Source organism: Pseudomonas sp. NPDC087626, assembly GCF_044743405.1.
Taxonomy (GTDB): domain Bacteria; phylum Pseudomonadota; class Gammaproteobacteria; order Pseudomonadales; family Pseudomonadaceae; genus Aquipseudomonas.
Window position 1 is genome coordinate 43894 of sequence record NZ_JBIUWJ010000034.1, and the last position, 22258, is coordinate 66151.

Here is a 22258-nt window from a genome sequence, read left to right on the forward strand (position 1 = left end):
ACCATAGATCTCGGCAATGCCCCCAATCCCCCCACCTAATACTGCACCCGCATCACCAAGAACACCGACAACGCCGCCACCCACCACATGATGGGCTTGACCGTGTGTGCCTTGCCGATCAGCAGCTTGAGCAGGACAAAGACAATGAAGCCCAGGGCGATGCCCAGGGTGATGGAGTAGGTCAGGGGAATCAGCAGGATCACCAGGAATGCCGGGATCGCTTCTTCATAGGACTTCCAGTCGATTTTGCTGATGGTGTCCATCATGAACACGCCGATCATGATCAGCACCGGCGCCGTGGCGATTGCCGGGACCAGGGACAGCAGGGGGGAGAGGAACAGGAATGGCAGGAACAGCACGGCGGCGACCAGGGCGACCATGCCGGTGCGGCCGCCCTGGGAAATGCCGGCGGCCGATTCGATGTAGGCCGTTGCCGGGCTGGTGCCCAGAGGCGCGGAGGCCAGGGCCGCGAGGGCGTCGACGTGCATTGACTGCTTGATGTTGCGCGGGTTGCCGTCGGCGTCCTTGAGGTCGCCCGCTTCGGAGATGCCGAGAAAGGTCGACAGCGACTCGAAGAAGTTGGTGAACACCAGCACGAAGATGTACGGCAGGTACTCGATGTGCAGCGAGCCCAGCAAGTCGACCTGGCCGAGGAAGCTGAAGTCCGGCGCGGCGAACAGGCCGCTCCAGTTGACCAGCGTGACCGTGCTGGCGCCCTCGGGCCAATAGGCTGTGGCATCGCCCCACAGGCGGCCGATCGGGATCGCCAGCAAGGTGGTGCAGATGATCCCCAGGATCAGCGCCCCCGGCACCTTGCGCGCCACCAGGGCAATGGTGATCACCAGGCCTGCGAGGAAGGTCAGGATGATTGGATTGAACGGTGCCGCGTGCACCACGGTGAACGGGTCGGCGCTGATGAACTTGGCGTTCACCAGGCCGATCAGTGCAATGAACAGCCCCATGCCACAGGAAATAGCATTGCGCAGGCTCGCCGGGATACCGTCGATCACTGCCTGGCGCACGTTGAAGAACGCCAGCACAGTGAAGATCACACTGGCCCAGAGCACGCAGCCCAGGGCGATTTGCAGCGGGATCTTGGCCCCGACCACCATGGTGTAGGCGAACAGGATATTGATCCCCATGCCGGGGGCGATGAGGATTGGGTTGCGCGCGTACAGGGCCATCGCCAGGGTGCCGAGAAAACTCACCAGCACAGTGGCAGTGACCCCGGCGGAGAAGGGGATGCCGGCCGCCGCGTTGATGTCCGGGTTGACCACGATCACGTAGGCCGCCGCGAGGAAGGTGGTGGCCCCGGCGATGATCTCGCGCCGCAGGGTCGAACCTTCGCGATGGATGCCGAAGTAGTTTTCCAGCCATAACCTGAGTCTTGCGATTAACCCGATGGGCGCATCGCGCAAACTGACCGGTTGGTTCATGTTGATCTCCTCAAAGCGGCAAGGCTCGGTTGTTTGTTGTTGTTATATTTTTTTGGTTTGATTCGAGTCGAACATGGGTCAGGCGGTTGCAGTGGCGAAAATCCCCGACATCACAGTGAAACCGGGCAAGCGTTTGATCCGGTCGGTCCAGCGCCGGATCGCGGGGTAGTCGATCAGGCTGATGCCAGCCTCGTCGGACAACATCACATAGGGAAAGCAGGCGATGTCGGCCACGGTCGGCAAAGGTCCGCTGCAGACCCATCCCTGGTGTTGCCGCTCGCTGAACCACAGTTGTTCGTCGAGGATGCGGAACAGGGCGTGGGCGCCGTCGCGGGCTTTTTCGGCGTCAAGATCATAGTTGAAAACATCCGCCAGGCGCGCGGCCGAGGCAGTGGCTGTGATGCTGTCGGCAAACGCCAGCCACATGTTGACCTCGCCCAGGCGGCGCGCGTCCTGCACCGGGTACCAGGTGCCGCTGGCATCGTAGCGGGCGGCCAGGTAGGTGAGGATCGCCTGGGCGTCGCGCAGGACATATCCGTCGTCGTCGAGCACCGGCAACTGGCCGAGGGGGTTGATGGCCAGGAAGGCCTCGCCCTTGTGCTCCTTGCCCGGGTAGAACTCCAGGTCCACCGTGCTGAAACTCACGCCCAGCAGGTTCATGAACAGGCGCAGCTTGTAGCAGTTTCCGGACAGCTCGTAGTTGTAGAGTGTGATCACCTGCCTGCTCCCTTAAAGATCGAGCACCAACAGCTCGGATTTGCTGCGCGATACACAAGGCATCAGGCAGCGGTTGGCTTGCCGCTCTTCGCGGGTCAGGTAGACGTCGCGGTGCTCCGGTTCGCCATCCACCACCGCAGTGCGGCAGGTCCCGCACACACCTTGTTCGCACGAGGTGTCGAGCGTTATCCCGCGGGCCTTGAGGCTGTCCGCCAGGCTGACGCCGGCCGCTACGGTAAATTCCTCGCCGCTGCGTTGCAGGCGTACACGGAAGGGGTGGTCGTGGTCGTGGCTGACCTCGTTGGCGAACAGTTCGAAGTGCACCTGGCTCTCGCTCCAGCCGGCTTCGCTGGCCAGGGTGCTGACCAGGTCGATCAGGGCCTTGGGGCCGCAGACATACAGGTGGGTGCCGGCACTCGCCTGTTGCAGTACGATGCGCAGGCGTTCGCGGGTCTGCTGCGGGTCCAGGCCGGTGTGGATGCAGTTGTGCCGCAGCTGATGCAGGCGCTCGGGGAACGCCACGTGGGACTCGCTGCGCACGAAATAATGCAACTCGTAGGGCCGTTCGGCGGCCTGCAGGGCCGCGCCCATGGCCAGCAGCGGGGTGATGCCGATCCCGCCGGCAATCAGAATCCCGGCGGTGCCTGGGACCAGGCGAAAATTATTCTTCGGCGCCGAGATGCGCAGGCGCTCACCGGCTTTGAGGTCGTGGTGCATCGAACGAGAACCACCACGCGACTGCGCCTCCAGCTTGACCCCGATCACCAGGTGCTCACGCTCGTCGGGGGCGTTGACCAGCGAGTACTGGCGCACCAGCCCGCCGGGTGTATGCACATCGATGTGGGCACCTGCTTCGAAGCTGAAGCCGCCATCGGCGGGCAGGGCCAGCTTGAGGGCGACGATCTCGCTGGCGGTGGTCCAGCGCTGCAGCACTTCGACTTCCAGGGTTTGCGCCGGACGGCGTACCGCTGTTGCTGGCGCGATGCGCAGGCTGTCAGGGGACCGGCTAGTGGTGATCAGTCCGGCCTGGTTTTCCAGGCGCTGGCGCAGCACGTTGAGGATCCGGTTATGCCAGCGCAGTGGGTCGATGCCGGGGCGCCCGACGAGGGTGCTGCTGTGCACGATGGTGCGCTCGGCACTCGCCGGCTGTAGCCAGAATTGCACCTGGCAGGGCTGCTCGGCGCTGCGCCAGGACAGTTGCAATGTGTTGTCGGTCTGTTGCAGTTGCACCGAGTCGAGCTGGCAGTCCGGATCCAGTTGGGCATAACCGGCCAAGGCCTGGCGCACGTCGTCGAGGGCGGCCTGGAAGGGCAGGCTGCGCAGGTGCAAAGCCAGGGGTGGCAAAGCCGCTGCTGGCAGTTCTTGAGCCTGTTGCGCCTGCAGGTTGACCCAAATCATCCCGTGCGCTTCGCTCACCGCAAAGGTCCGCGCGCACACGCTGGCCGGCGGGGTGCTTTGCGAGGCCGCCGGAATCAGCGTGCAGCGGCCATCACCGCCCTGGTACTGCCAGCCGTGGTATTGGCAGCGCAGCCGGGAGCCGAGGTTGACGCCCAGGGTGAAACGCACGCTGCGGTGCGGGCAGCGGTTTTCCCAGGCGTTGACGCGCTGCTCGTCATCGCGCCAGAGCGCCAGTTCCACCCCGAGCAATTGACCGTGAAACACATGGTGCGGGGCCAGGTCGCTGCTCTGCGCCACCGGGTGCCAACGATTATCGGTCTGCTTCATGGCTGGCCTCCCGCAGCCTGTGCCGGCTGGTAAGTGCCGTAGCGAATGCCCTTGTCGCGCAACCAGCGGCGATAGGCACTGGACATCGCGTCGGCCCGGGTCGGGATCTCGAATTTCGGGTCCAGGGGCAGAGTCCGGGGCAGGTGGTTGGAGAGGATCATCAGGTCCTGGCTGAAAATGGTCTGCTGGAACAGGCGCAGATCGCGGTCGCTGCTGGTGGCGTCGACATAGGCCAGGACCACGTGGGCGATGCACCACTCTTCATCCAGCGGCTGGACAAACAGGCAGATGGCGTCGCGTCGCTCTGGCTGCTCGGGGCTGGTCTTGTACAGAATGGCGACGAAGGGGCGAGTCACGCGGTACACGTAGTGCGCCTCGATCGCTTGTTTCGACCCGGCGGCTGCCATGGGCTGGAATATGCGGCAGTCGGTGGCCAGGATCTCGTCCCGCTCCTGGTCGACCTCTACCTTATAAGTGCTGATATCGGTGTAGGGTTCGGCCCCGAGAAAGCCGGTATGGACGTAGGGGAAGTGCGCCATGTCGAGAAAGTTTTCCACCACGCGCAGGCCCGAGGCATGCACCTTCATTGAACCGGCCCCCAGCACCCGGCGGTCTGGTTCATCGAACTCCGCTATCTGGAAAAATCCCGCGTCGGGTTCGCCCAGGCAGACCCAATGGGTGTGATACAGGGTGGTGGTGCGACAAGGCCCGCCGCAGTCGTCGGCACGTATGGCGCTGAAGTGGCCCGCGCCGTCGCGACCAAAGCGGATCTCGTGGCCCAACAGCTGCGTACGGTAAATCCTGCCATCGACCAGGTCTTCCACGACGGCCAGTGGATACCACTGGTTCCAGATGCTCGATTCGATGCTCATAGGTTCCTCACAGGCGGATTTTTGTTTTTCCCCGACAGTAGAGAAATCCACGGCATGAAACTAACGAGTAATGCTAATGGCTGGTATGAAAAAAAATACTACCTGGAAAAATGACCGGGTAGGCACCGCCAACATCGCCGATGGCGGTGTGTCAGGCACTATCAATGTTGAAAATTCCGGCCCCATCGCGAGCAAGCTCGCTCCTACAGCGATGGGGCCGGTCCAGTCTTCCCCTCAGTGAGAGTGTCGTGGCTCGCCGCTGCGGGCGATGATGCGCAGGTGCAGGGTGGCCGGTTCCAGGCAGCCGCCGGTGGACAGTTGCCCGACCAGTTGCCGGTAGAGTTCCTGCCACGGGGTTTGCGAGGCCGGGATGTTTGGCTCCCAGGCTGCTCGGCGACGGGCCATTTCGGCTTCGTCGACCAGCAGGTTGACCGTCCGCGCATTGAGGTCGACGCTCAGCCGGTCATTGGTTTTCAGCAGGGCCAGGCCACCGCCCACGGCGGCTTCCGGGGACATGTTGAGGATCGACGGGCTGGCCGAAGTACCGCTCTGGCGGCCGTCGCCCAGGCACGGCAGGGAGTCGATGCCTTGCTTGATCAGCGCCGCGGGTGGGGCCATGTTCACCACCTCGGCACTGCCGGGGTAACCCACGGTGCCGACGCCACGGATCACCAGGATGCAGCGCTCGTCGATTTCCAACGCTGGGTCGTTGATCCGCGCGTGATAGTCCTCCGGCCCCTCGAACACGATGGCCCGGGCTTCGAAGCTGTTCTCCGCGCCGGGTTCCGACAGGTAGGTCTTGCGGAACGCTTCGCCCACCACCGACATCTTCATGATCGCGCTGTCGAAGAAGTTGCCGCTGAGCACGATGAAGCCGGCGCGGTGCTTGAGCGGGGTGTCGAAGGGGTGGATCACGTCGGTGTTGCTGGTCAGGGTGCTGCGCACGATCTCGCCGATGGTCTGGCCGCTGACGGAGGCGCAGTCCTCGTGCAGGCGACCGGCCTTTTGCAGTTCGTGCATCACCGCCGGTACGCCGCCGGCGCGGTGGAAACCTTCGCCCAGATACTTGCCGGCCGGCATGCAGTTGACCAGCAGCGGCACGTCTTCGCCAATCCGTTGCCAGTCATCCAGGCTCAGCTCGACGCCCATGTGCCGGGCGATGGCGATCAGGTGCGGTGGGCAATTGCTCGAGGCGCCCAGGGCCGAGGCCACGGCAATGGCGTTCTCGAAGGCTTCGCGGGTCATGATCTGCGACGGTCGCACATCCTGGCGCACCAGCTCGCAGATGCGCTTGCCGGTGGCATAGGCCATCTGGCCGCGCTCGCGATAGGGCGCCGGAATGCTCGCGCAGCCGGGCAGGGACATACCCAGTGCCTCGGCCAGGGCGTTCATCGACAAGGCCGTGCCCATGGTGTTGCAGTGACCCACCGAAGGCGACGCCGCGGTGGTCATTTCCATGAAGCCTTCGTAGTCGATATCGCCGGCGGCGAGCAGGTTGCGCGCATGCCAGAGCACGGTGCCGGAGCCGATCAGTTCACCCTTGTGGTGACCGTCGAGCATCGGCCCGCCCGACAGCACAATCGCCGGCAGGTCGGTGGTCGCGGCCGCCATCAGGCAGGCCGGCGTGGTCTTGTCGCACCCGGTGGTCAGTACTACGCCATCGAGTGGATAGCCGTGGAGGATTTCCACCAGCCCCAGGTAGGCCAGGTTGCGGTCCAGCGCGGCGGTGGGACGGCGAGTCTGCTCGGCAATCGGGTGCACCGGGAATTCCATGGGAATGCCGCCGGCATCACGGATCCCGGCCTTGACCCGTTGCGCCAGCTCCAGGTGGTGCCGGTTGCAGGGCGTCAGGTCGCTGCCGGTCTGGGCGATGCCGATGATCGGGCGACCCGATTGCAGCTCTTCACGGGTCATGCCGTAGTTCATGTAGCGCTCGACATACAGCGCCGTCATGTCGGCGTGGGCCGGGTCGTTGAACCATTGCTCGCTACGCAGCGGGCGTTTCGGGGTGTCACTCATGATTCATAGCTCTCTTATAATTGGATGAATCGACAACCGGCGTCGGGCTTTAGCGGGCGAGCAGGCCTCGGGACGCCAGGTTGCGCAACAAGGCGCCGACGCCAAAGGTCCAGGGCGTGGCGGCAGAACTGTGGGTCACGCGGTTGTGCAGGCTGCCGAGCAACGGGCTGCTGATGCGTACCTGGTCGCCCAGTTTGTGGGTAAAGCCGCTGCCGACGTGATCACGGTCCTCGGTCGGGGCGAACAGGGTACCGAGAAACAGCAGGAAACCGTCGGGATATTGGTGATTGGCGTTGAGGGTCTGCCCGGCCAGGTCCTCGGGATCACGGCTGATCTGGCTCATGGAACTGGAACCGTGCATCCGGTAGCCGTCCGTGCCCTCGACCTGCAGGTCGACCACACAGGCGCGCACATCGTCCAGGCTGAACTGCTCGTCGAACAGGCGAATGAACGGGCCGATGGCGCAGGACGCATTGTTGTCCTTGGCCTTGCTCAGCAACAGCGCGCTGCGACCCTCGAAATCCCGCAGGTTGACGTCGTTGCCCAGGGTTGCGCCGTGGATCTGCCCGCGGCTGTTGACCGCCAGCACCACTTCCGGCTCCGGGTTGTTCCAGATCGAGCCGGGATGAATGCCGATCTGGCTGCCGCTGCCGACGGCGGCGAGCACCGGCGCCTTGGTGAAGATTTCCGCGTCCGGGCCGATGCCCACTTCCAGGTACTGCGACCACATGCCTTGCTCGATCAACAGTGCCTTCAACTGCGCCGCTTGTGCGGAGCCGGGCACGATCGAGCGCAGGTTGTCGCCAATTACCCCATGGACGATAGCCCGCACCTGCTCGGCCTTGCCAGCATCGCCACCGGCCTGCTCTTCGATGACGCGCTCGATCATGCTCGCGGCGAAGGTCACGCCAGCGGCCTTGATCACTTGCAGGTCCAGCGGTGGCAGCAGGTAGGGTTGGCTCGGGTCGGCATCAGGGCCGGTATTGGCCAACAGGTTTTCGACGCTGGTCAGGAAAGTGCCAGGGGTTTGGCGTACTTCGGCCAGGGGCGCGTCCGACTCCAGCAAGTCACTCAGGGTCGCGAAGCGCTGCGACAGATCGAACACGCCATCGGCCCGCAGGACAATCAGCGAAGGGCCAGCAATCGGCCCTGGAACCCAGGCGCGACCAATCAAGGTACCGGCCACGCCATCGACCGGCAGGGTGTTCTCGGGAGTAAGCAGTAACGACATGGCAAATCTTCCTGGTCCGTAAAGGCTTCACGCTATGACTGGCACTCGATAAACTCCAATGAGATATTTTCAGTAATCGATAACTCCTGGTTATTGTTTGACGAGGCACACCCATGTCCGAACTGTCATTCTCCAGCTTCTGCGGCTGGCTCAAATTCCGCCATCTGCTGCTGATCGACACCCTGGGCCGCACCCGCAACATGCACCTGGCGGCGCAGCAGATGAACCTCAGCCAGCCGGCTATCAGCAAGATGCTCAAGGAAATCGAAAGCCTGCTGGGGTTTGCCTTGTTCGAGCGCCAGCCGCGCAGCATGCCGCCCACGGCGCTGGGCGAGCATGTCTTGCGGTATGCGCAGATCGCTCTGAATGACGCACGTTCGTTCGTCGAGCAGATCGGCAGCCTGCGTGAGGGCGGCCATGGTCATCTCAAGGTCGGCGGGATTTTTGCCGCCACCGCCATCGCCCTGCCCGAGGCGATTCTGCAGATCAAGCAGCGCTGGCCGCTGTTGTCGATCGAGGTGGTGGAGCAGACCAGCAACCACCTGATGGAGATGCTCGAAGAGAAAAAACTCGACCTGGCGGTGGCCCGGTTCACCGAGCACAGCCAGGAGCAACGCTACGACTTCCAGCCGCTAGCCCCGGAACCGTTCTGCATCGTGGTCAACAGCCGCCACCCGCTGGCAGACGCCGGGCCAATCTCCTTGCAGCAGTTGGTGGACCTGCCGTGGATTCTGTACCCGGTGGGCACGCCGATTCGTGCGCGCATGGAACTGGCCTTCGCCGAGGCTGGGGTGGCGCTGCCGCGCAATACCGTCGACACCATCTCGATGCAGACCTTCCTCCAGGTCCTGCAGCGCGGGCCGATGATCGGCATGCTGCCGGATGCCATGGTCTATCCACTCCTGGAAAACGGCCAGTTGAAAGCCCTCGACACGCCGCTGCACCTGGCGCCACAGGACTACGGCATCCTCACCCGCAAGGGCGAGCAACTGGTGGGGGCGGCCCTGGAGTTCGCGCAGATCCTCACGGACAACGCCCGCCTGGCCAGGGACCAGGTGGCTGAAAATGCGGCAGTCGCAGGTGAAACTCGATAACGCTTGGTTATCGGTTAATCCAAAAATGCCATTGGGAAAGAATCGATTCGCGGCAGTAGAGTACCGACCAGATTTCACTCTGGGTCAGGAGACTGTCATGCCCGAACTGTCTGGTCACAACTTCATCGCCGGTGGCCGTAGCGCCGCCGGCTCCGTGGTCCTGCACAGCGTTGATGCGACTACCGGGCAGCCGCTGCCCATCGCCTTTATCCAGGCCACGGCCGAGGAAGTGCACGCTGCTGCCACGGCGGCCCATCAGGCCAGCGCGATCTACAGCAATTTGCCGGCCGAGCGCCGGGCCGAATTCCTCGACACCATCGCCAGCGAGCTGGATGCCCTGGACGAGCAATTCGTCGCCCTGGTCTGCAGCGAAACCGCCTTGCCAGCGGCGCGCATCCAAGGCGAACGGGCCCGCACCAGCGGGCAGATGCGCCTGTTCGCCCAGACCTTGCGCCGTGGTGACTTCCTCGGTGCGCGGATCGATTTGCCGCTGCCCCAGCGCCAGCCTCTGCCACGGGTCGATCTGCGTCAGTGCCGCCTGGGCGTCGGCCCGGTCGCGGTGTTTGGTGCCAGCAACTTTCCCCTGGCCTTTTCCACCGCCGGTGGCGACACCGCTGCGGCCCTGGCCGCTGGCTGCCCGGTGGTGTTCAAGGCCCACAGCGGGCACATGGCGACGGCCGAGCAGGTAGCCATGGCAATCATTCGTGCCGCCGAGAAGACCGGCATGCCGGCCGGGGTGTTCAACATGATCTTCGGTGCCGGCGTCGGTGAGGCACTGGTCAAGCATCCGCTGATCCAGGCGGTCGGCTTCACCGGCTCGCTCAAGGGCGGCCGGGCGCTGTGCGACATGGCTGCTGCCCGGGCGCAACCGATCCCGGTGTTCGCCGAGATGAGCAGCATCAATCCGGTGCTGGTGCTGCCGCAGGCGCTGCAGGTGCGCGGCGAGCAGATCGCCCGCGAACTGGCCGCCTCGGTGGTGATGGGCGCCGGACAGTTCTGTACCAATCCGGGCCTGGTGATCGGCATTCGTTCGCCAGCGTTCAGCGCTTTCCTGCAATCGCTCAGCGTGCTGATCGCCGAACAGCCTGGGCAAACCATGCTCAACGCGGGCGGCCTGCGCAGTTACGTCGAAGGCTGCGCCACCTTGCGCGCCCATCCCCAGGTCACGCACCTGGCCGGGCAGGCGCAGGAGGGCAATCAAGCCCGGGCGCAACTGTTCCTGGCCGACGTCCAATTGCTGCTCAGTGGTGATGAACTGCTGCAGGAAGAAATCTTCGGGCCGGCCACCGTGGTGGTGGAAGTGGCTGATCGCGCTGAATTGCTGGCGGCCTTGCAGGGCCTGCGCGGGCAACTGACCGCCACCCTGCTGGGTGAGCCGGACGAGCTGGCACACGCTGCCGACCTGGTGGCGTTGCTGGCGCAGAAAGTCGGCCGGGTGCTGGTCAACGGTTACCCGACCGGCGTCGAGGTGTGTGACGCCATGGTCCACGGCGGCCCTTGGCCGGCGACTTCCGACGCCCGTGGCACCTCGGTGGGCACCCTGGCCATCGACCGTTTCCTGCGTCCGGTGTGCTACCAGAACTTCCCGGATGCCTTGCTTCCCGAAGCGCTGCGCAACAGCAATCCATTGGGGCTGACGCGCCTGGTCAACGGAGAAAAAACCACCCAGGCACTCTAGTCCACGCTGCATCGCCGGGTGAATTGCTCGCCCGGCGTGACCCATTCGATAAAAACAATCAGGCATGTCCACATGCCCAGGGGTTATCTCCATGCAAACGATATCCGAGCATCTGCCCGCGCAGGCGCAAGCCAGCGAACTCGACTTTGAAGACCGCACCTACCGCAAAGTGATCTGGCGCATCCTGCCGGTGCTGCTGCTGTGCTACATGGCCGCCTACCTGGACCGGGTCAACATCGGCTTCGCCAAGCTCGACATGCTCAACGAGCTGCAATTCAGCAACACCGTCTACGCCCTTGGCGCCAGCATGTTCTTCTGGGGCTACTTCCTCTTTGAAGTACCCAGCAACCTGTTGCTGCATCGCTTCGGCGCGCGCTTCTGGATCGCGCGGATCATGCTCAGCTGGGCGGTGATCTCCATGGCGGTGGCGTATACGGTGCCGCTGGCGGGGTTCTTCGGGCTTGAGTCGAGCACCATGTTCTATGTGCTGCGATTCCTGCTGGGGATCTGTGAAGCGGGCTTCTTTCCCGGGGTGATCCTGTACCTCAACTACTGGTTCCCGACCCATCGCCAGAGCCGGGTGATGTCCGGGTTCCTGATGGCCATGCCGATCAGCCTGACCCTGGGCGGAATCCTCTCCGGCTGGCTGATGAACAGCATGCAAGGGGTGCATGGGCTGTCGGGCTGGCAGTGGATGCTGATCATCGAGGGCATTCCTTCGATCATCATGGCCTTCGTGGTCATCGTTTGCCTGGCCGATAACATCGACAAGGCCAAGTGGCTGTCAGCCGCCGAGAAAGCCATGCTCAAGGCCAACCTGCAGACCGACAACCAGGGCAAGGTGTCGCGCCTGGGCGAGGTGTTCTTCAACCCGCGCGTGTGGTTGCTGGTGCTGATCCTGCTGACCTTCAACACCGGCTTCTATGGCCTGGCGTTCTGGATGCCATCGATCATCAAGAGCACCGGCATCACCAACAGCCTGCACATTGGCCTGCTGACCGCGATTCCCTATGCGGTAGCCACGGTGGCGATGCTGCTCAACGCACGCCACTCCAACCGAACCGGCGAGCGCCGGCTGCATGCGGCGATTCCGGCCTTCATCGGCGGCGCCGGGCTGATCCTCAGCGCCTTTTTTGCCGACAACCTGATGCTCTCCGTGCTGTTCCTCAGCGTCGCCGCCTCGGGGATCCTCAGCCTGATGCCGATTTTCTGGACCCTGCCGGGCACCGTGCTGTCGGGTGTGGCGGCCGCAGCCGGGATCGGCATGATCAACGCCATCGGCAACCTGTCCGGCTTCACCGGCTCGATGATCACCGCCGTGGCCGAGAACCTCACGGGCAACATCAACAACGGTACTTACGTGCTGGCGGTGTGTCTGTTCATCAGCGGCGCGTTGATCCTGGCGATCCCTGCGGCGATGCTCGGCCGGACGGCGAAAACCGCGGCCGGCAGCGCTAACCTGGAGCGAGTATGAAGATGCACAACAAGCGGGTGCTGGTGACGGCGGCCGGGCAGGGCATCGGGCTGGCCAGTGCCATCGCCTTTGCCGAGGCGGGTGCGCAGGTGTTCGCCAGTGATATCGAGGTGCGCGGGCTGCGAGGGATTCCGGGTATCGAAGCCCTGACCCTGGACGTCACTTCGGCCGGCGCCATCAGCGAGGCCTGCCAGCGGATCGGTGGCCTGGATGTGCTGTTCAATTGCGCCGGGTATGTGCACAGCGGCAACATCCTGGAGTGCGATGAAGCGGCCTGGGCCCGGTCCATGGACATCAACGTGACCGCCATGTACCGGATGATCCGCGCGGTGCTGCCGGGCATGCTCGAGCGTGGCGGCGGTTCGATCATCAACATGTCGTCGGTGGTCTCCAGCGTCAAGGGTGTGCCCAAGCGTTTTGCCTATGCCGCGAGCAAGGCAGCGGTGGTGGGCCTGACCAAGGCGGTCGCCGCCGACTTTATCGGCCAGGGCATTCGCTGCAACGCAATATGCCCGGGCACCGTGGAGTCGCCGTCGCTGCGCCAGCGGATCGCCGAGCAGGCGGCGCAGCAGGGCGTCACCGAGGCGCAGGTGTACCAACAGTTCCTCGACCGCCAGCCCATGGGCCGCATCGGCAGCGCCACGGAGATCGCCCAGTTGGCCTTGTACCTGGGCAGCGACGCCTCGGCCTACACCACCGGTGGCGTGCATGTCATCGATGGCGGCATGAGTATCTGAGCGCCACCCGGCACCTTTAATTAGAAGCAGGAGCGACACATGAAATTAGTGCGTTATGGCGACAAGGGTTCGGAAAAACCGGGCCTGCTGGATGCCAATCAACAGCTTCGCGACCTCTCTGGCCACGTTGCCGACATCGCCGGGCAGACCCTGACTCCACAGGGTCTGGCGGCCCTGGCGGCGATCGACCCCGCCAGCCTGCCGCGGGTGCCAGGCCAGCCACGGATCGGCGCCTGCGTCGGCCAGGTGGGCAAGTTCATCTGCATCGGCCTGAACTACGCCGACCATGCCGCCGAGTCGAACATGGAAGTGCCCAAGGAGCCGATCATCTTCAGCAAATGGACCAGCGCCATCTGCGGCCCCAACGACAACATCGAGATCCCCCGTGGTTCGCTCAAGACCGACTGGGAAGTCGAACTGGGGGTGGTCATCGGCAAGGGTGGGCGTTACATCGATGAGGCTAATGCGATGGATCACGTCGCCGGTTACTGCGTGATCAACGATGTCTCCGAGCGCGCCTGGCAGTTGGAGCGCGGCGGCACCTGGGACAAGGGCAAGGGCTTCGACACCTTCGGCCCGATCGGCCCATGGCTGGTCACCCGCGATGAAATCGCCGACCCCCATGCGCTGGACTTGTGGTTGGAGGTCGACGGTCACCGTTACCAGAAAGGCAACACCCGCACGCTGATCTTCAGCGTGCCGCAACTGATCGCCTACCTGAGCCGTTGCATGAGCCTGCAACCTGGCGACATCATCTCCACCGGCACCCCACCGGGCGTCGGCCTGGGCATCAAGCCCGACCCCGTCTACCTGCGCCCCGGCCAGACCATGCGCCTGGGCATCGCCGGCTTGGGCGAACAGCTGCAGGTGACGGTACAGGCGGATTGAGCCTCACCCCTCACCGTGGGATTGACAGGTGGGGGGCTGGGCCAACAGTATCGAGCCATGACCAGAACCCACCGCCTGAACATGATGTGCTGCTCCATGACCGCCGCTGGCGGGTCATGAGGTCAGGCGCGTTCAGGATATGACGTTATGACCCAAGGCCCCGCCAGCAATGGACGGGGCTTTTTTTGCGCTGTCCGAAGCTGGCCAATGGAGAACCCCATGTTGCAGATTCGCCGCGCCACCCAGGACGACGCCCAGGCCGCTTTCGAGATTCGCCTGCGCGCGATCCGCCACCAATGCATCGGTGCCTATACCGAGCAGCAGATGCTGACCTGGACCGCAGGTTCGGCGGCGGATGGCTACAGTGCGCTGATGGACTCGCACTTCTACATGGGGTGGGTCGATGGCGTGGCCGTGGCCACCGGCATGCTCGATCTGCCACGGCGGGAAATCGGCGCGATCTTCGTCCTGCCCGAGTTCATGCAGCAGGGGATTGGCGTGTTGATGCTGGAATTCCTCGAGCAGTTGGCACACCAGTTGGGCCTGGAGCAGGTGGTGCTCGACGCGACATTGAACGCTGCCGATTTCTACCAGCGCTGCGGTTACCGGGGTGAGCAAACGTCCATCTACCATTCACCCTCGGGCCTGCAACTGGCTTGTGTGCCGATGGTGAAACAGTTGCGGTGAACCCGGCCGTCAATCCTTGCCGGGATAACGCGTCTCCATCACCACCGACAGCGCGTCGGGGCGCCAGAATTCCTGGTCGAACTCCACCGGCTGGTCGGCCTCGCCGAAGTTCAGGCGCTCCAGGTAGACACTGGTGGAACCCGGCGACAGTTGCAGCAGTTCGGCCTGTTGCTCATTGACCGTGCCGATGTGCATCTGCAATTCGCAGCGCGATTGCACCCGCGCAAAATGCTCGCGCAGGACCCGGGTCAGAGAGGTGTCGAGGTCGACGTCGAGCAGGCCCGGGCACCAACTGGCGAGCAGCGCGTTGAATTCCAGCAGCACCGGACGCCGGTCGATCCAGCGCCGGCGCTGGAGAAAAAACACCGGCTCTTGTGCCGACTCCAGCCCCATGCGTCGGGCCAGCCAACTGCCGGCCGGGCGCAATTCGGCCTGCAGGCATTCGGTGCGCGGTGTGCGCCCCTGGGCACTGACGTAGTCCATGAAGCCACTGATGCGCGTCGGGTCGTAGCGGATGCGCTGCGGGCTGACGAACCAGCCGCGACGATTCTCCCGGTACACCCGGCCTTCGGCTTCCAACTGCTGCAAGGCCTGGCGCAGGGTCACCCGGGTGCAGCCGAAACGTTCGATCATGTCCCGTTCGGAAGGGAACTTCTGGTCGGCCTGGGGGATGCCGTTGGCGAGGTCCTGGGCGATCTGCTCGCGGATCCGCTGGTAGTGCGGTGAGACTGGGTCAAAAGGCATGACGTGGGACGCCCGATGGCGGATCGAAGAGGACGATGGCGCCCGGGGACACCATCGACGGGTTACCTACACTAACCAATCGCCCGGCCAGCCGTCGAGGGCTGCGCGCCGCCGTCGGCAATCCCTGGCGCTGGCCGCTCCTGGCGCGCCAGGTCCTGCTGCCAGGCACGCAGGCCGTAGATTGCCAGCAGCACAAAACCGGCGTACAGCGCGGCGGTCAGGCGCAGGTCCTTGAACAGGAACAGGCCGACATACAGGCAGTCGAGGACGATCCACAACCACCAGCTGACCACGTACTTGCGTGCCGCCCAGACGCTGGCGACCAGGCTGAAGGCAGTGAGCGACGCGTCCATCCAGGGCACGGAAGCATCGGTGTAGGTGTGCATCAGGGCGCCGAGCAGCCCGGCACCGAGGGCCCCGCAGAGCAAGCCGAGCAGGCCTTCGCCCAGGGGCAGGCGCGCCACCCGCACCTTGCCTTGCTCCAGGTGGCCCTGGCTCCAGCGCCACCAACCGTAGCCTTGCAGCAGGGCGAAGATGCCCTGCAACAGGGTGTCGGAGTAGAGCTTGGCGTCGTAGAAAATCCAGGCATACAGCAGCACCGCCAGCACGCTGACCGGCCAGCACCAGCGGATGCGCCGGGCGGTCAGCCAGACGCCGAGGAGGTTGAGAATGACAGCGATGATTTCAAGATCGGACATAACGGTTTCCTCAAGCGTGGCCTTGGCGGGCCGGATCAGAAGTTGACCGATGCACTCAAGCGGGCGGTCAGTGGTGCACCCTGGAACACGTAGTTGTCGCCCATGTACTCCCCGACATCGCGCCAGTAGCGCTTGTCGAACAGGTTATCGACGGTCAGGCGGAACACCGTGTCGTAGCCGTCGATGCGCGTGCTGTAGCGGCTGCCGATGTTGAACACGGCGTAGGCGCTGGCCTCGACCTGGCCTTCCTGGCTGGCGTATTTGCTGGCGCTGTATTGCACCCCACCGAGCAGCGCCAGGCCGTCGACCCAAGGCAGGGCATAGTCGCCATAAAGACTGGCGCGCAGGTTCGGTACGTTGATGGTCTGGTGACCTTCGTAGGCCGGGGTGTCGCTGCCGCTGACTCGCGAGCGGATCGCCGCGACACTGGCGGAGATCTGCAGGCGCTGGCTGGCCCAGCCATTGGCCGAGAGTTCCAGGCCGGTGTTCTTCTGCTCGCCCTGCTCGGTGTAGGTGAAGCTGCCGTCGGCATTGGGCCGGGAATACTGATAGCCCTGGCGGATCTGGAACAGCGCTGCGCCGAGGCTCAGGCGCTGCCAGTCGTACTTGATCCCGGCCTCGATCTGCCGCGACACGGTCGGTGCGAGGATCTCGAAGGCATTGCTGGCAAACCACGGAGCCTCGCCACCCAGGGACAGGCCCTTGCTGTAGCGGCTGTACAACGCCAGGTTCGGCAGCGGCTTGTAGATCAGCGCGGCCTGGGGCAGGAACTCGTAGCGCTGGGTGTGGCGGGTGGTGTCGCCCTCGCTGTCGAAGGTCTCTTCATCGAGGCGCACTTCGCGCCCGCCGAGCACGGTCTGCCATTGTTCGTTGAAGCTGATCCGGTCGTTGAAGAACAGCCCGTACTGGCGGCTGTCCAGGTTTCGATACGAATCATTGAGCGGCCCCGCGTAGCGCGGGAAATCGGCCGGTTCGCTGGCGATGTTGGCGCTGCCGATCCACTCGTTGATCGGCTCGCGCTTGTCGACGATCCGCCGAAATGCGCTGCTGCCGACGGTCAGTTCGTGGCCCAGGCCTGCCGTGTCGAAGGTGCCGCTGAGGGTGGCCTGGGCTTCGTCGTTGCGCCGGGTGTCGTCGGGGCTGCGGAAGTCATAGATGTCGTAGTCACCCTCGGGACTGAAGTAGTTGGGCACCGCCGCGCCGGCACAACTGGCGGCGCCGTAGCAGCCCCAGGCGAACGAGCTGTAGTCATCGATCACCACCCGGCTGCGCGAAGCGCTGAGGTTGCCTTTCCAGGTGTCGCTGAAGCGGTACTCGAAGTTGCCGTTGAGGTTCAGCGCATCGGTGGTCACCGGTTTCGTGCCGCTCTGATGCGCCAGCAACTGCTTGGGCGAGGCGTGGTGCGGCAACTCGGTGCCGCCGAGCAACTGATAGCCCGGTGCCGAACGCTGTTGTTTGGTCTGGTACTCGACATCCAGTTGCAGCAGCGCGGCGTCGCTCAGGGTCCAGTCCAGCGCCAGGGAGGCAAAGTCGCGCTGGCCGTTGGTGTGCTCGACGTAGGAGTGCAGGTCTTCATGGGCCAGGTTGGCGCGCAGGCCGAACTGTTGTTCGCTGCCAAAAAAACCACCGACGTCGGTGGCCAGGTACCCGCTGCCGCGATCGTCGGTGGACACCGTGACCGAGTGCACATCGGTCGGCCGCTTGGTCACATAATTGATCAGCCCGCCGGGCTCGCTGACCCCGCTTTGCAGGCCCGCCAGGCCCTTGAGCAGTTCCACCTGCTGTTTGTTTTCCAGGCCGACGTTCTGCTCGCCGGTGATGGTGCGGCCGTTGATCTTGTAGCTGCTGGCGGCGTTCAGGGAGAAGCCGCGTACCACGAAGTTCTCGTAGTAGCCGACCGGTGCGTAGCTTTCACCCACCGAGGCGTCGTTTTTCAACACTTCACTGAGCAGGCGTGCTTGCTGGTCCTTGATCAGGGCTTCGTTGATCACCGCAATCGAGGCCGGCGTGTCGAGCAAGGGCGCGGGGTCGAACCCACCGACAGCGGCCTCGGACACCTGGTAGCCGGAGTGGTCCTCGGCATTCACGGTCACGGCCGGCAGCAGGGTCTCGGCAGCGTGGACCGAGGGCAGGGCGCTGGCCAGCAACAGTCCGAGGGTCAGTTGATTGAAGGCAAAGCGCGGGGCGCAGCCGTCCTGGGGGGACGTCCGGTAAAGCCTATCCATGTGAAACTCCTTGGTGACTGCGAGCCCGGGGCAGGCGAACACCGGGCATAGGGGCCCAGGTGCGCTCCAGGAAAGCGCTGTGCGGTAAAAAACAGGAAATCAGGTTAAATACGTGCCCCCGAGGGCATCAGTCCGGAGTTGCTCCGGTGGTCATCGGCAAGTTTGAATCCGCGGCCCATTCTTGCAGCGAGCCATCATACAAGAGCACGTCGTCGCGGCCGACCAGGGTTAACGCCAGGGCCAGGGCCGCCGCAGAAATTGCGCCGCCACAATACAGCACCAAGGGCCCTGGCACGTCGAGCAGTAGCGCAGCGAGTTGCTGTTGCAACTGGTCGCGTGGCAGGTACCGGCCATCTGCGTCGAGCAATTGCCGCGCTGGCAGGTTGCGACTGCCGGGGATGTGCCCGCGCCGCGCGTAACGGCTCGCGGCACTGCCTTCGAACAATGCCTGGGACAGGGCGCAGACCAGCAGCCCCGGTCGCTCACCGGACACCATCGCCTGCACACCGTCACGCTCGATCCACAAGCCTGGCCGGGCTGACAGCGGCATGGCGGCCACCGGCAGCACCGGTTCAATACCTTGTGCCTGGGGCAAACCCGCTGCGCACCAGGCCTTGAAACCACCGTCCAGCACCTGCGCCGCCAGCCCGACGCTGCGCAGCATCCACCACAGGCGCGCGGCCCAGAAACCTTCGCTGCGATCGTAGATCACCACCTGGCGAGCGCCATCCAGGCCCAGCCGGGCCAGGGCGCTCGCCAGTTGTTCGACACCGGGCAGGGCAAAGCTGAACGAGGCGTCGGGCAGGGCCAGGTCATGCAGCAGGTCGGCGTGCAGGGCACCGGGGATGTGGGCCTGATACCAACCGTCGCGCCCGCTGGCGACCTGGTAGTCGCGGTCGAAACGCGGTGCCGGCAGTTCGACGCTGGCGTCGAGGATCAGCAGGTTGGCGTCTTCGGCCATCAGGCTGGCCAGTTGCTGGGGGCTGATCAGTGGGTTCATGAACCTTGACTCCGGGTGGCGGCACGACGCCGTAGATGTTCGAGCAGGCAGTGGCCGGCGTCAGTCGAAAACCAGCGGGTGTGACCGATCAGGTAAGCCTTGTATGCGATGTCGGCACTCGCAGCGCAACCGACCACGCCGTTGAAGTAGGCGATCTCCGACAGGGCGAAATCCACATGCACCAGGGGCAGCAGGGCGGCCAGGGTCAGAAGCTCGGCCGCCGACAGCGGCAGGACACTGGCATAACCGGCCAGCAAGGCGTCGATGTCGTCGAGGGCCGCCGGGGCAGACCCGCCGCTGTCCAGTTCCAGCCAGGGAATGGCGTTGCGTTCGATGGCGGTGGCCAGGTCGAACAGGGCGAAGGTGCGGTCCGCCAGGCCAAAGTCCAGCACGCCGCTGACCTGGGCGTCGGCGGTGCTGGAACTCCACAGCAGGTTGGAGCCGTGCCAGTCGTTATGGGTCCATAACCCGGGTTGCCGGGCCAGCAGCGGTTGCAGTGGGCGATGCCAGGGCAGCATCAGGGGCAGCAACTCGTCGCGCCATGGCTGGCGGTCCATATAGGCCGCCAGTGCCGGGTCGCGCTGGATGAACGTATGCAGGCTGGCGGCCAGGTCCGGACCGCTGCACAGCTGGAAGTTGGCCAGTAGCACCTGGGCCTCGCGCGGCGGGGCCTGGAAGTCCGCGGCGCCACGGTGCAAGCGGGCCAGCGATTGACCGGCCGACCAGGCGTGGCGCTGGCTGAGAAACGGCGTCCAGGACAAGGCGTCGCGATACAGGTCCTGACCTTCGGCCAGGGCATGCACCTCGTAGGTCCACTCGCCCTGAGCGATCGCCGTGTCGCCGTCGCGGTTGGCCAGCACTTCGGTCACTGGCACCCCGCGTTGCCGCAGATGGGCCATGAAACGGTGTTCTTCGCGCAGCCAGGCGGGGTTGCGGACCTGTTGTGGGTGGCGTTTGACGAAGACCCGGGTGTTTTGGGTCTGGACCAGGCTGGCGGCCGAGAACGGCCGCGGGCTGTGCCAGTCCAGTTGCAGCGGCACGCCGAGTTGCGGGTAGCCGCGCAGCAGTTGCGCGACATCGTCCGCCTGCAGCGGCGCCCACTGCGCCGCCACCGGTTCCAGGCCCAGACCGTGGGCGCTGAAGGGTTCGTGTGCGGCCATCACAGCGGCTCCGGCAGGAAGGCGTTGCTGGTGGCCTGGCGCCAGGCCTGCGCATCGGACAGCACGTGGTTGGCGTGCAGCCAGTGGGCGTAGGGTTCGAGCAAGGCATCGCGTTGTTGGCCCCAGGTTCCCTGGTGCAGCCAGGTCGGCGCGATGGCGTGCAGCGATTGCGCCAGCAGCTCGCGGGGGAAGTACGGGGTGGCGCTTTCATAGGCCTGCAGCGCGCTGGCCGGGTCGGCGGCCGCAGCCAGGTAACCACGGGCGGTGGCGGCGAGAAAGGCGCGGGTCAGTTCGGGCTGGTCCAGCAGGGTCTGTTCATGGGCTCCCAGCAGGTAGCTGTGATAGGCCGGAGCGCCAAGCTCGTCGACCGGCCAGACCACGCGCCGCTCGGCGGCGATCGGGCTGTCCATCAGCGCTTCCCAGGCCCAGTAGCCGCCAAAACTGGCATCGGCGAGGCCGGCGGCCAGTTGCTCGGGCCGCAACTCGCGGGTGCCGCTGTCCACCAGGATCAGCGCGTCGGGATCACCGCCATCGACCCGCATCAGATGCCGGACCATGGCCACGCCGCGGGGCGTCGGATTGAGCGCCAGGCGCCGACCCGCCAGGTCCCGTGGGCGCTGGATGCCGGAGTCGCTGAGGGTCTGGATCGATTCCAGGCCCGCATGGTTGATCGCCGCTACCCCCAGCAACGGTTGCCCCAGGGCGCGGCGTACCAGCAGGCGGTTGCTGGGGAACAATCCGAAGTGCACGGCCCCGGTCAACAGATGCTCGAGAGTGTCACCGCGCCAAGGGTCGTGCACTACCAGTTCGACATCCAACCCAGCCTCGGCGTACCAACCGCGTTCGCGGGCCAAGTACAGGCCTGCCGAATTAGGCCAGGGGTGAAAGTATTCGAGCATTACCCTTACACCAACCATCGATTTGCTACTCCAGTGCAAATGTTTAATGCGCCGATTTATAAGGTCTGAATCTGGTATATACCAATATCTTTTATCACTATGGATATACCCGATAATCCCGGTGAAGCCTGCACCAGAGCGGTTTGCTGAAAATAATCGAGTCCTTGTTAGAACGATTATTTCTTTGGGTTATTTAGATAGTTGTCAGTCGAATATCCATGACTGCTGAACGGGTGCAGAGGTGGTGGTTATATCTGTGATTGCGTCGTTAAGTGGGTTGTAACAGCGGCATTGGCACTCGGTGCCGCACTAATGGAGTTGGCGCAGCGTTTTTCGCTGCTGAGGGGGCGTCTTGTCGTGGGAGAGCCAGTCCTTAGAATCGGCACCATCGCTTCACCCAACTATTTAATCCTTGCGGGAGCTCCACCATGATGAATGCCATGCAGATGCCAATGTCGATGAACAGCAGCATGCCGATGATGCCGATGATGGGCATGCCGATGATGATGGCGACCATGAGCTGCGAAATGCTCGAAGACGGCATGATGTGCAAGATGATGCCGGCCGCTGGCATGGACATGGCGATGTTCAAGAACAGCGCGCAAATGATGCAGATGATGATGGACTGCGGCATGCCGATGATGATGCATTGCGCCAACATGAGCATGATGTGCATGTCCCAGGCGAGCATGGCCATGCCGATGATGGGCGCCATGATGCCGATGCCGGTGATGGGCATGCCGATGCCGTCGATGAAGTGCGTGATGGAGTGCAGCCTTCAGGCTGACAGCATGATGTGCAAGATCATGCCGATGGCGGGCATGAACATGGACATGATGAAGAACTGCTGTGGGTTGATGATGAAGATGATGAACGATTGCAGCATGCCGATGATGATGAGCTGCAATGGCATGCCGATGATGTGCTGCACTTGCTGATTGGGGGCTTTTGAGGGCGGGGGTGGATCCTCAGCA

Annotated in this window: 20 protein-coding genes; 8 read left to right on the top strand and 12 right to left on the bottom strand. The window is 64.1% G+C overall.

Features of this window, described 5'->3' with window-relative positions:
* Positions 1-35: 35 nt before the first annotated feature.
* From ACIOVD_RS23240 to ACIOVD_RS23255, 4 genes are all read right to left on the bottom strand, one after another.
* Complete coding sequence (locus ACIOVD_RS23240; protein WP_095170398.1) at positions 36-1436, bottom strand: NCS2 family permease; 1401 nt, start codon at positions 1434-1436, stop codon at positions 36-38.
* A 78-nt stretch (positions 1437-1514) separates the two neighbouring features.
* Positions 1515-2153, bottom strand: coding sequence for a glutathione S-transferase family protein (locus ACIOVD_RS23245; protein ID WP_401130441.1), 639 nt, complete (start codon positions 2151-2153; stop codon positions 1515-1517).
* A gap of 12 nt (positions 2154-2165) precedes the next feature.
* Positions 2166-3878 (bottom strand): Rieske 2Fe-2S domain-containing protein, encoded by a 1713-nt coding sequence (locus ACIOVD_RS23250; protein ID WP_401130443.1) that lies wholly within the window; start codon positions 3876-3878, stop codon positions 2166-2168.
* A complete protein-coding gene (locus ACIOVD_RS23255; RefSeq protein WP_401130445.1) occupies positions 3875-4750 on the bottom strand; it encodes an aromatic ring-hydroxylating dioxygenase subunit alpha in 876 nt (291 codons plus the stop codon). The genes ACIOVD_RS23250 and ACIOVD_RS23255 overlap by 4 nt, the downstream gene beginning before the upstream one ends.
* Positions 4751-4826: 76 nt before the next feature.
* Here ACIOVD_RS23255 and ACIOVD_RS23260 point away from each other — a divergent pair, with 76 nt between their 5' ends.
* Positions 4827-4991, top strand: a complete 165-nt coding sequence (locus ACIOVD_RS23260) for a hypothetical protein (RefSeq protein WP_401130447.1) — start codon at positions 4827-4829, stop codon at positions 4989-4991.
* Here the strand turns inward: ACIOVD_RS23260 and ACIOVD_RS23265 are convergent.
* Together ACIOVD_RS23265 and ACIOVD_RS23270 are read right to left on the bottom strand one after the other, a co-directional pair.
* Positions 4985-6769, bottom strand: coding sequence for an IlvD/Edd family dehydratase (locus ACIOVD_RS23265; protein WP_095170402.1), 1785 nt, complete (start codon positions 6767-6769; stop codon positions 4985-4987). The genes ACIOVD_RS23260 and ACIOVD_RS23265 overlap by 7 nt on opposite strands.
* A 49-nt stretch (positions 6770-6818) precedes the next feature.
* Positions 6819-8000 carry a fumarylacetoacetate hydrolase family protein gene (locus ACIOVD_RS23270; RefSeq protein ID WP_320334293.1) on the bottom strand — a complete coding sequence of 394 codons (1182 nt, stop codon included), beginning with the start codon at positions 7998-8000 and terminating at the stop codon, positions 6819-6821.
* Positions 8001-8113: 113 nt separating this feature from the next.
* On the opposite strand from ACIOVD_RS23270, the gene ACIOVD_RS23275 reads away from it, so the two are divergent.
* From ACIOVD_RS23275 to ACIOVD_RS23300, 6 genes are all read left to right on the top strand, one after another.
* The gene (locus tag ACIOVD_RS23275; protein WP_095170404.1) at positions 8114-9094 is read left to right on the top strand and encodes a LysR family transcriptional regulator; all 981 of its coding nucleotides are present in this window, start codon (positions 8114-8116) and stop codon (positions 9092-9094) included.
* A gap of 97 nt (positions 9095-9191) precedes the next feature.
* Positions 9192-10772: an aldehyde dehydrogenase (NADP(+)) gene (locus ACIOVD_RS23280; RefSeq protein WP_401130450.1), complete on the top strand. Its 1581-nt coding sequence runs from the start codon at positions 9192-9194 to the stop codon at positions 10770-10772.
* Positions 10773-10863: 91 nt separating this feature from the next.
* On the top strand, positions 10864-12246 hold the full coding sequence (locus ACIOVD_RS23285; protein ID WP_401130452.1) for an MFS transporter: 1383 nt from the start codon (positions 10864-10866) through the stop codon (positions 12244-12246).
* Positions 12243-12983, top strand: coding sequence for an SDR family oxidoreductase (locus tag ACIOVD_RS23290; RefSeq protein WP_401130454.1), 741 nt, complete (start codon positions 12243-12245; stop codon positions 12981-12983). The genes ACIOVD_RS23285 and ACIOVD_RS23290 overlap by 4 nt, the downstream gene beginning before the upstream one ends.
* Positions 12984-13022: 39 nt before the next feature.
* Positions 13023-13871 (top strand): ureidoglycolate lyase, encoded by an 849-nt coding sequence (locus ACIOVD_RS23295; protein WP_095170408.1) that lies wholly within the window; start codon positions 13023-13025, stop codon positions 13869-13871.
* A 219-nt stretch (positions 13872-14090) separates the two neighbouring features.
* Complete coding sequence (locus ACIOVD_RS23300; protein ID WP_401130456.1) at positions 14091-14558, top strand: GNAT family N-acetyltransferase; 468 nt, start codon at positions 14091-14093, stop codon at positions 14556-14558.
* A 9-nt stretch (positions 14559-14567) separates the two neighbouring features.
* Here the strand turns inward: ACIOVD_RS23300 and ACIOVD_RS23305 are convergent, their stop codons facing one another.
* The 6 genes from ACIOVD_RS23305 to ACIOVD_RS23330 all read right to left on the bottom strand — a co-directional run bounded on the left by ACIOVD_RS23305 (position 14568) and on the right by ACIOVD_RS23330 (position 21284).
* Positions 14568-15302 carry a UTRA domain-containing protein gene (locus ACIOVD_RS23305; RefSeq protein WP_159995258.1) on the bottom strand — a complete coding sequence of 245 codons (735 nt, stop codon included), beginning with the start codon at positions 15300-15302 and terminating at the stop codon, positions 14568-14570.
* A gap of 71 nt (positions 15303-15373) precedes the next feature.
* Positions 15374-16000, bottom strand: a complete 627-nt coding sequence (pnuC, locus tag ACIOVD_RS23310; RefSeq protein ID WP_095170411.1) for a nicotinamide riboside transporter PnuC — start codon at positions 15998-16000, stop codon at positions 15374-15376.
* Positions 16001-16035: 35 nt separating this feature from the next.
* Positions 16036-18225 (bottom strand): TonB-dependent siderophore receptor, encoded by a 2190-nt coding sequence (locus ACIOVD_RS23315; protein ID WP_320334297.1) that lies wholly within the window; start codon positions 18223-18225, stop codon positions 16036-16038.
* Between the two features lie 127 nt (positions 18226-18352).
* The gene (locus ACIOVD_RS23320; protein WP_095170413.1) at positions 18353-19225 is read right to left on the bottom strand and encodes a sulfurtransferase; all 873 of its coding nucleotides are present in this window, start codon (positions 19223-19225) and stop codon (positions 18353-18355) included.
* Positions 19222-20385, bottom strand: coding sequence for a phosphotransferase enzyme family protein (locus ACIOVD_RS23325; RefSeq protein ID WP_401130459.1), 1164 nt, complete (start codon positions 20383-20385; stop codon positions 19222-19224). Before ACIOVD_RS23325 ends, ACIOVD_RS23320 begins: the two co-directional genes overlap by 4 nt.
* Entirely contained in the window at positions 20385-21284 is a 900-nt protein-coding gene (locus tag ACIOVD_RS23330) for an ABC transporter substrate-binding protein (protein ID WP_237234984.1), read from the bottom strand. Before ACIOVD_RS23330 ends, ACIOVD_RS23325 begins: the two co-directional genes overlap by 1 nt.
* A 428-nt stretch (positions 21285-21712) precedes the next feature.
* Between ACIOVD_RS23330 and ACIOVD_RS23335 the strand changes: the two genes are divergently transcribed.
* The gene (locus ACIOVD_RS23335) at positions 21713-22222 is read left to right on the top strand and encodes a hypothetical protein (protein ID WP_162530200.1); all 510 of its coding nucleotides are present in this window, start codon (positions 21713-21715) and stop codon (positions 22220-22222) included.
* Positions 22223-22258: the final 36 nt, after the last annotated feature.

Coding starts and splice junctions, on each gene's coding strand:
- ACIOVD_RS23240 (WP_095170398.1), bottom strand. CDS start 1,436: ATGAACCAACCGGTCAGTTTGCGCGATGCGCCCATCGGGTTAATCGCA.
- ACIOVD_RS23250 (WP_401130443.1), bottom strand. CDS start 3,878: ATGAAGCAGACCGATAATCGTTGGCACCCGGTGGCGCAGAGCAGCGAC.
- ACIOVD_RS23255 (WP_401130445.1), bottom strand. CDS start 4,750: ATGAGCATCGAATCGAGCATCTGGAACCAGTGGTATCCACTGGCCGTC.
- ACIOVD_RS23260 (WP_401130447.1), top strand. CDS start 4,827: ATGGCTGGTATGAAAAAAAATACTACCTGGAAAAATGACCGGGTAGGC.
- ACIOVD_RS23265 (WP_095170402.1), bottom strand. CDS start 6,769: ATGAGTGACACCCCGAAACGCCCGCTGCGTAGCGAGCAATGGTTCAAC.
- ACIOVD_RS23270 (WP_320334293.1), bottom strand. CDS start 8,000: ATGTCGTTACTGCTTACTCCCGAGAACACCCTGCCGGTCGATGGCGTG.
- ACIOVD_RS23275 (WP_095170404.1), top strand. CDS start 8,114: ATGTCCGAACTGTCATTCTCCAGCTTCTGCGGCTGGCTCAAATTCCGC.
- ACIOVD_RS23280 (WP_401130450.1), top strand. CDS start 9,192: ATGCCCGAACTGTCTGGTCACAACTTCATCGCCGGTGGCCGTAGCGCC.
- ACIOVD_RS23285 (WP_401130452.1), top strand. CDS start 10,864: ATGCAAACGATATCCGAGCATCTGCCCGCGCAGGCGCAAGCCAGCGAA.
- ACIOVD_RS23290 (WP_401130454.1), top strand. CDS start 12,243: ATGAAGATGCACAACAAGCGGGTGCTGGTGACGGCGGCCGGGCAGGGC.
- ACIOVD_RS23295 (WP_095170408.1), top strand. CDS start 13,023: ATGAAATTAGTGCGTTATGGCGACAAGGGTTCGGAAAAACCGGGCCTG.
- ACIOVD_RS23300 (WP_401130456.1), top strand. CDS start 14,091: ATGTTGCAGATTCGCCGCGCCACCCAGGACGACGCCCAGGCCGCTTTC.
- ACIOVD_RS23305 (WP_159995258.1), bottom strand. CDS start 15,302: ATGCCTTTTGACCCAGTCTCACCGCACTACCAGCGGATCCGCGAGCAG.
- pnuC (WP_095170411.1), bottom strand. CDS start 16,000: ATGTCCGATCTTGAAATCATCGCTGTCATTCTCAACCTCCTCGGCGTC.
- ACIOVD_RS23315 (WP_320334297.1), bottom strand. CDS start 18,225: ATGGATAGGCTTTACCGGACGTCCCCCCAGGACGGCTGCGCCCCGCGC.
- ACIOVD_RS23320 (WP_095170413.1), bottom strand. CDS start 19,225: ATGAACCCACTGATCAGCCCCCAGCAACTGGCCAGCCTGATGGCCGAA.
- ACIOVD_RS23325 (WP_401130459.1), bottom strand. CDS start 20,385: ATGGCCGCACACGAACCCTTCAGCGCCCACGGTCTGGGCCTGGAACCG.
- ACIOVD_RS23330 (WP_237234984.1), bottom strand. CDS start 21,284: ATGCTCGAATACTTTCACCCCTGGCCTAATTCGGCAGGCCTGTACTTG.
- ACIOVD_RS23335 (WP_162530200.1), top strand. CDS start 21,713: ATGATGAATGCCATGCAGATGCCAATGTCGATGAACAGCAGCATGCCG.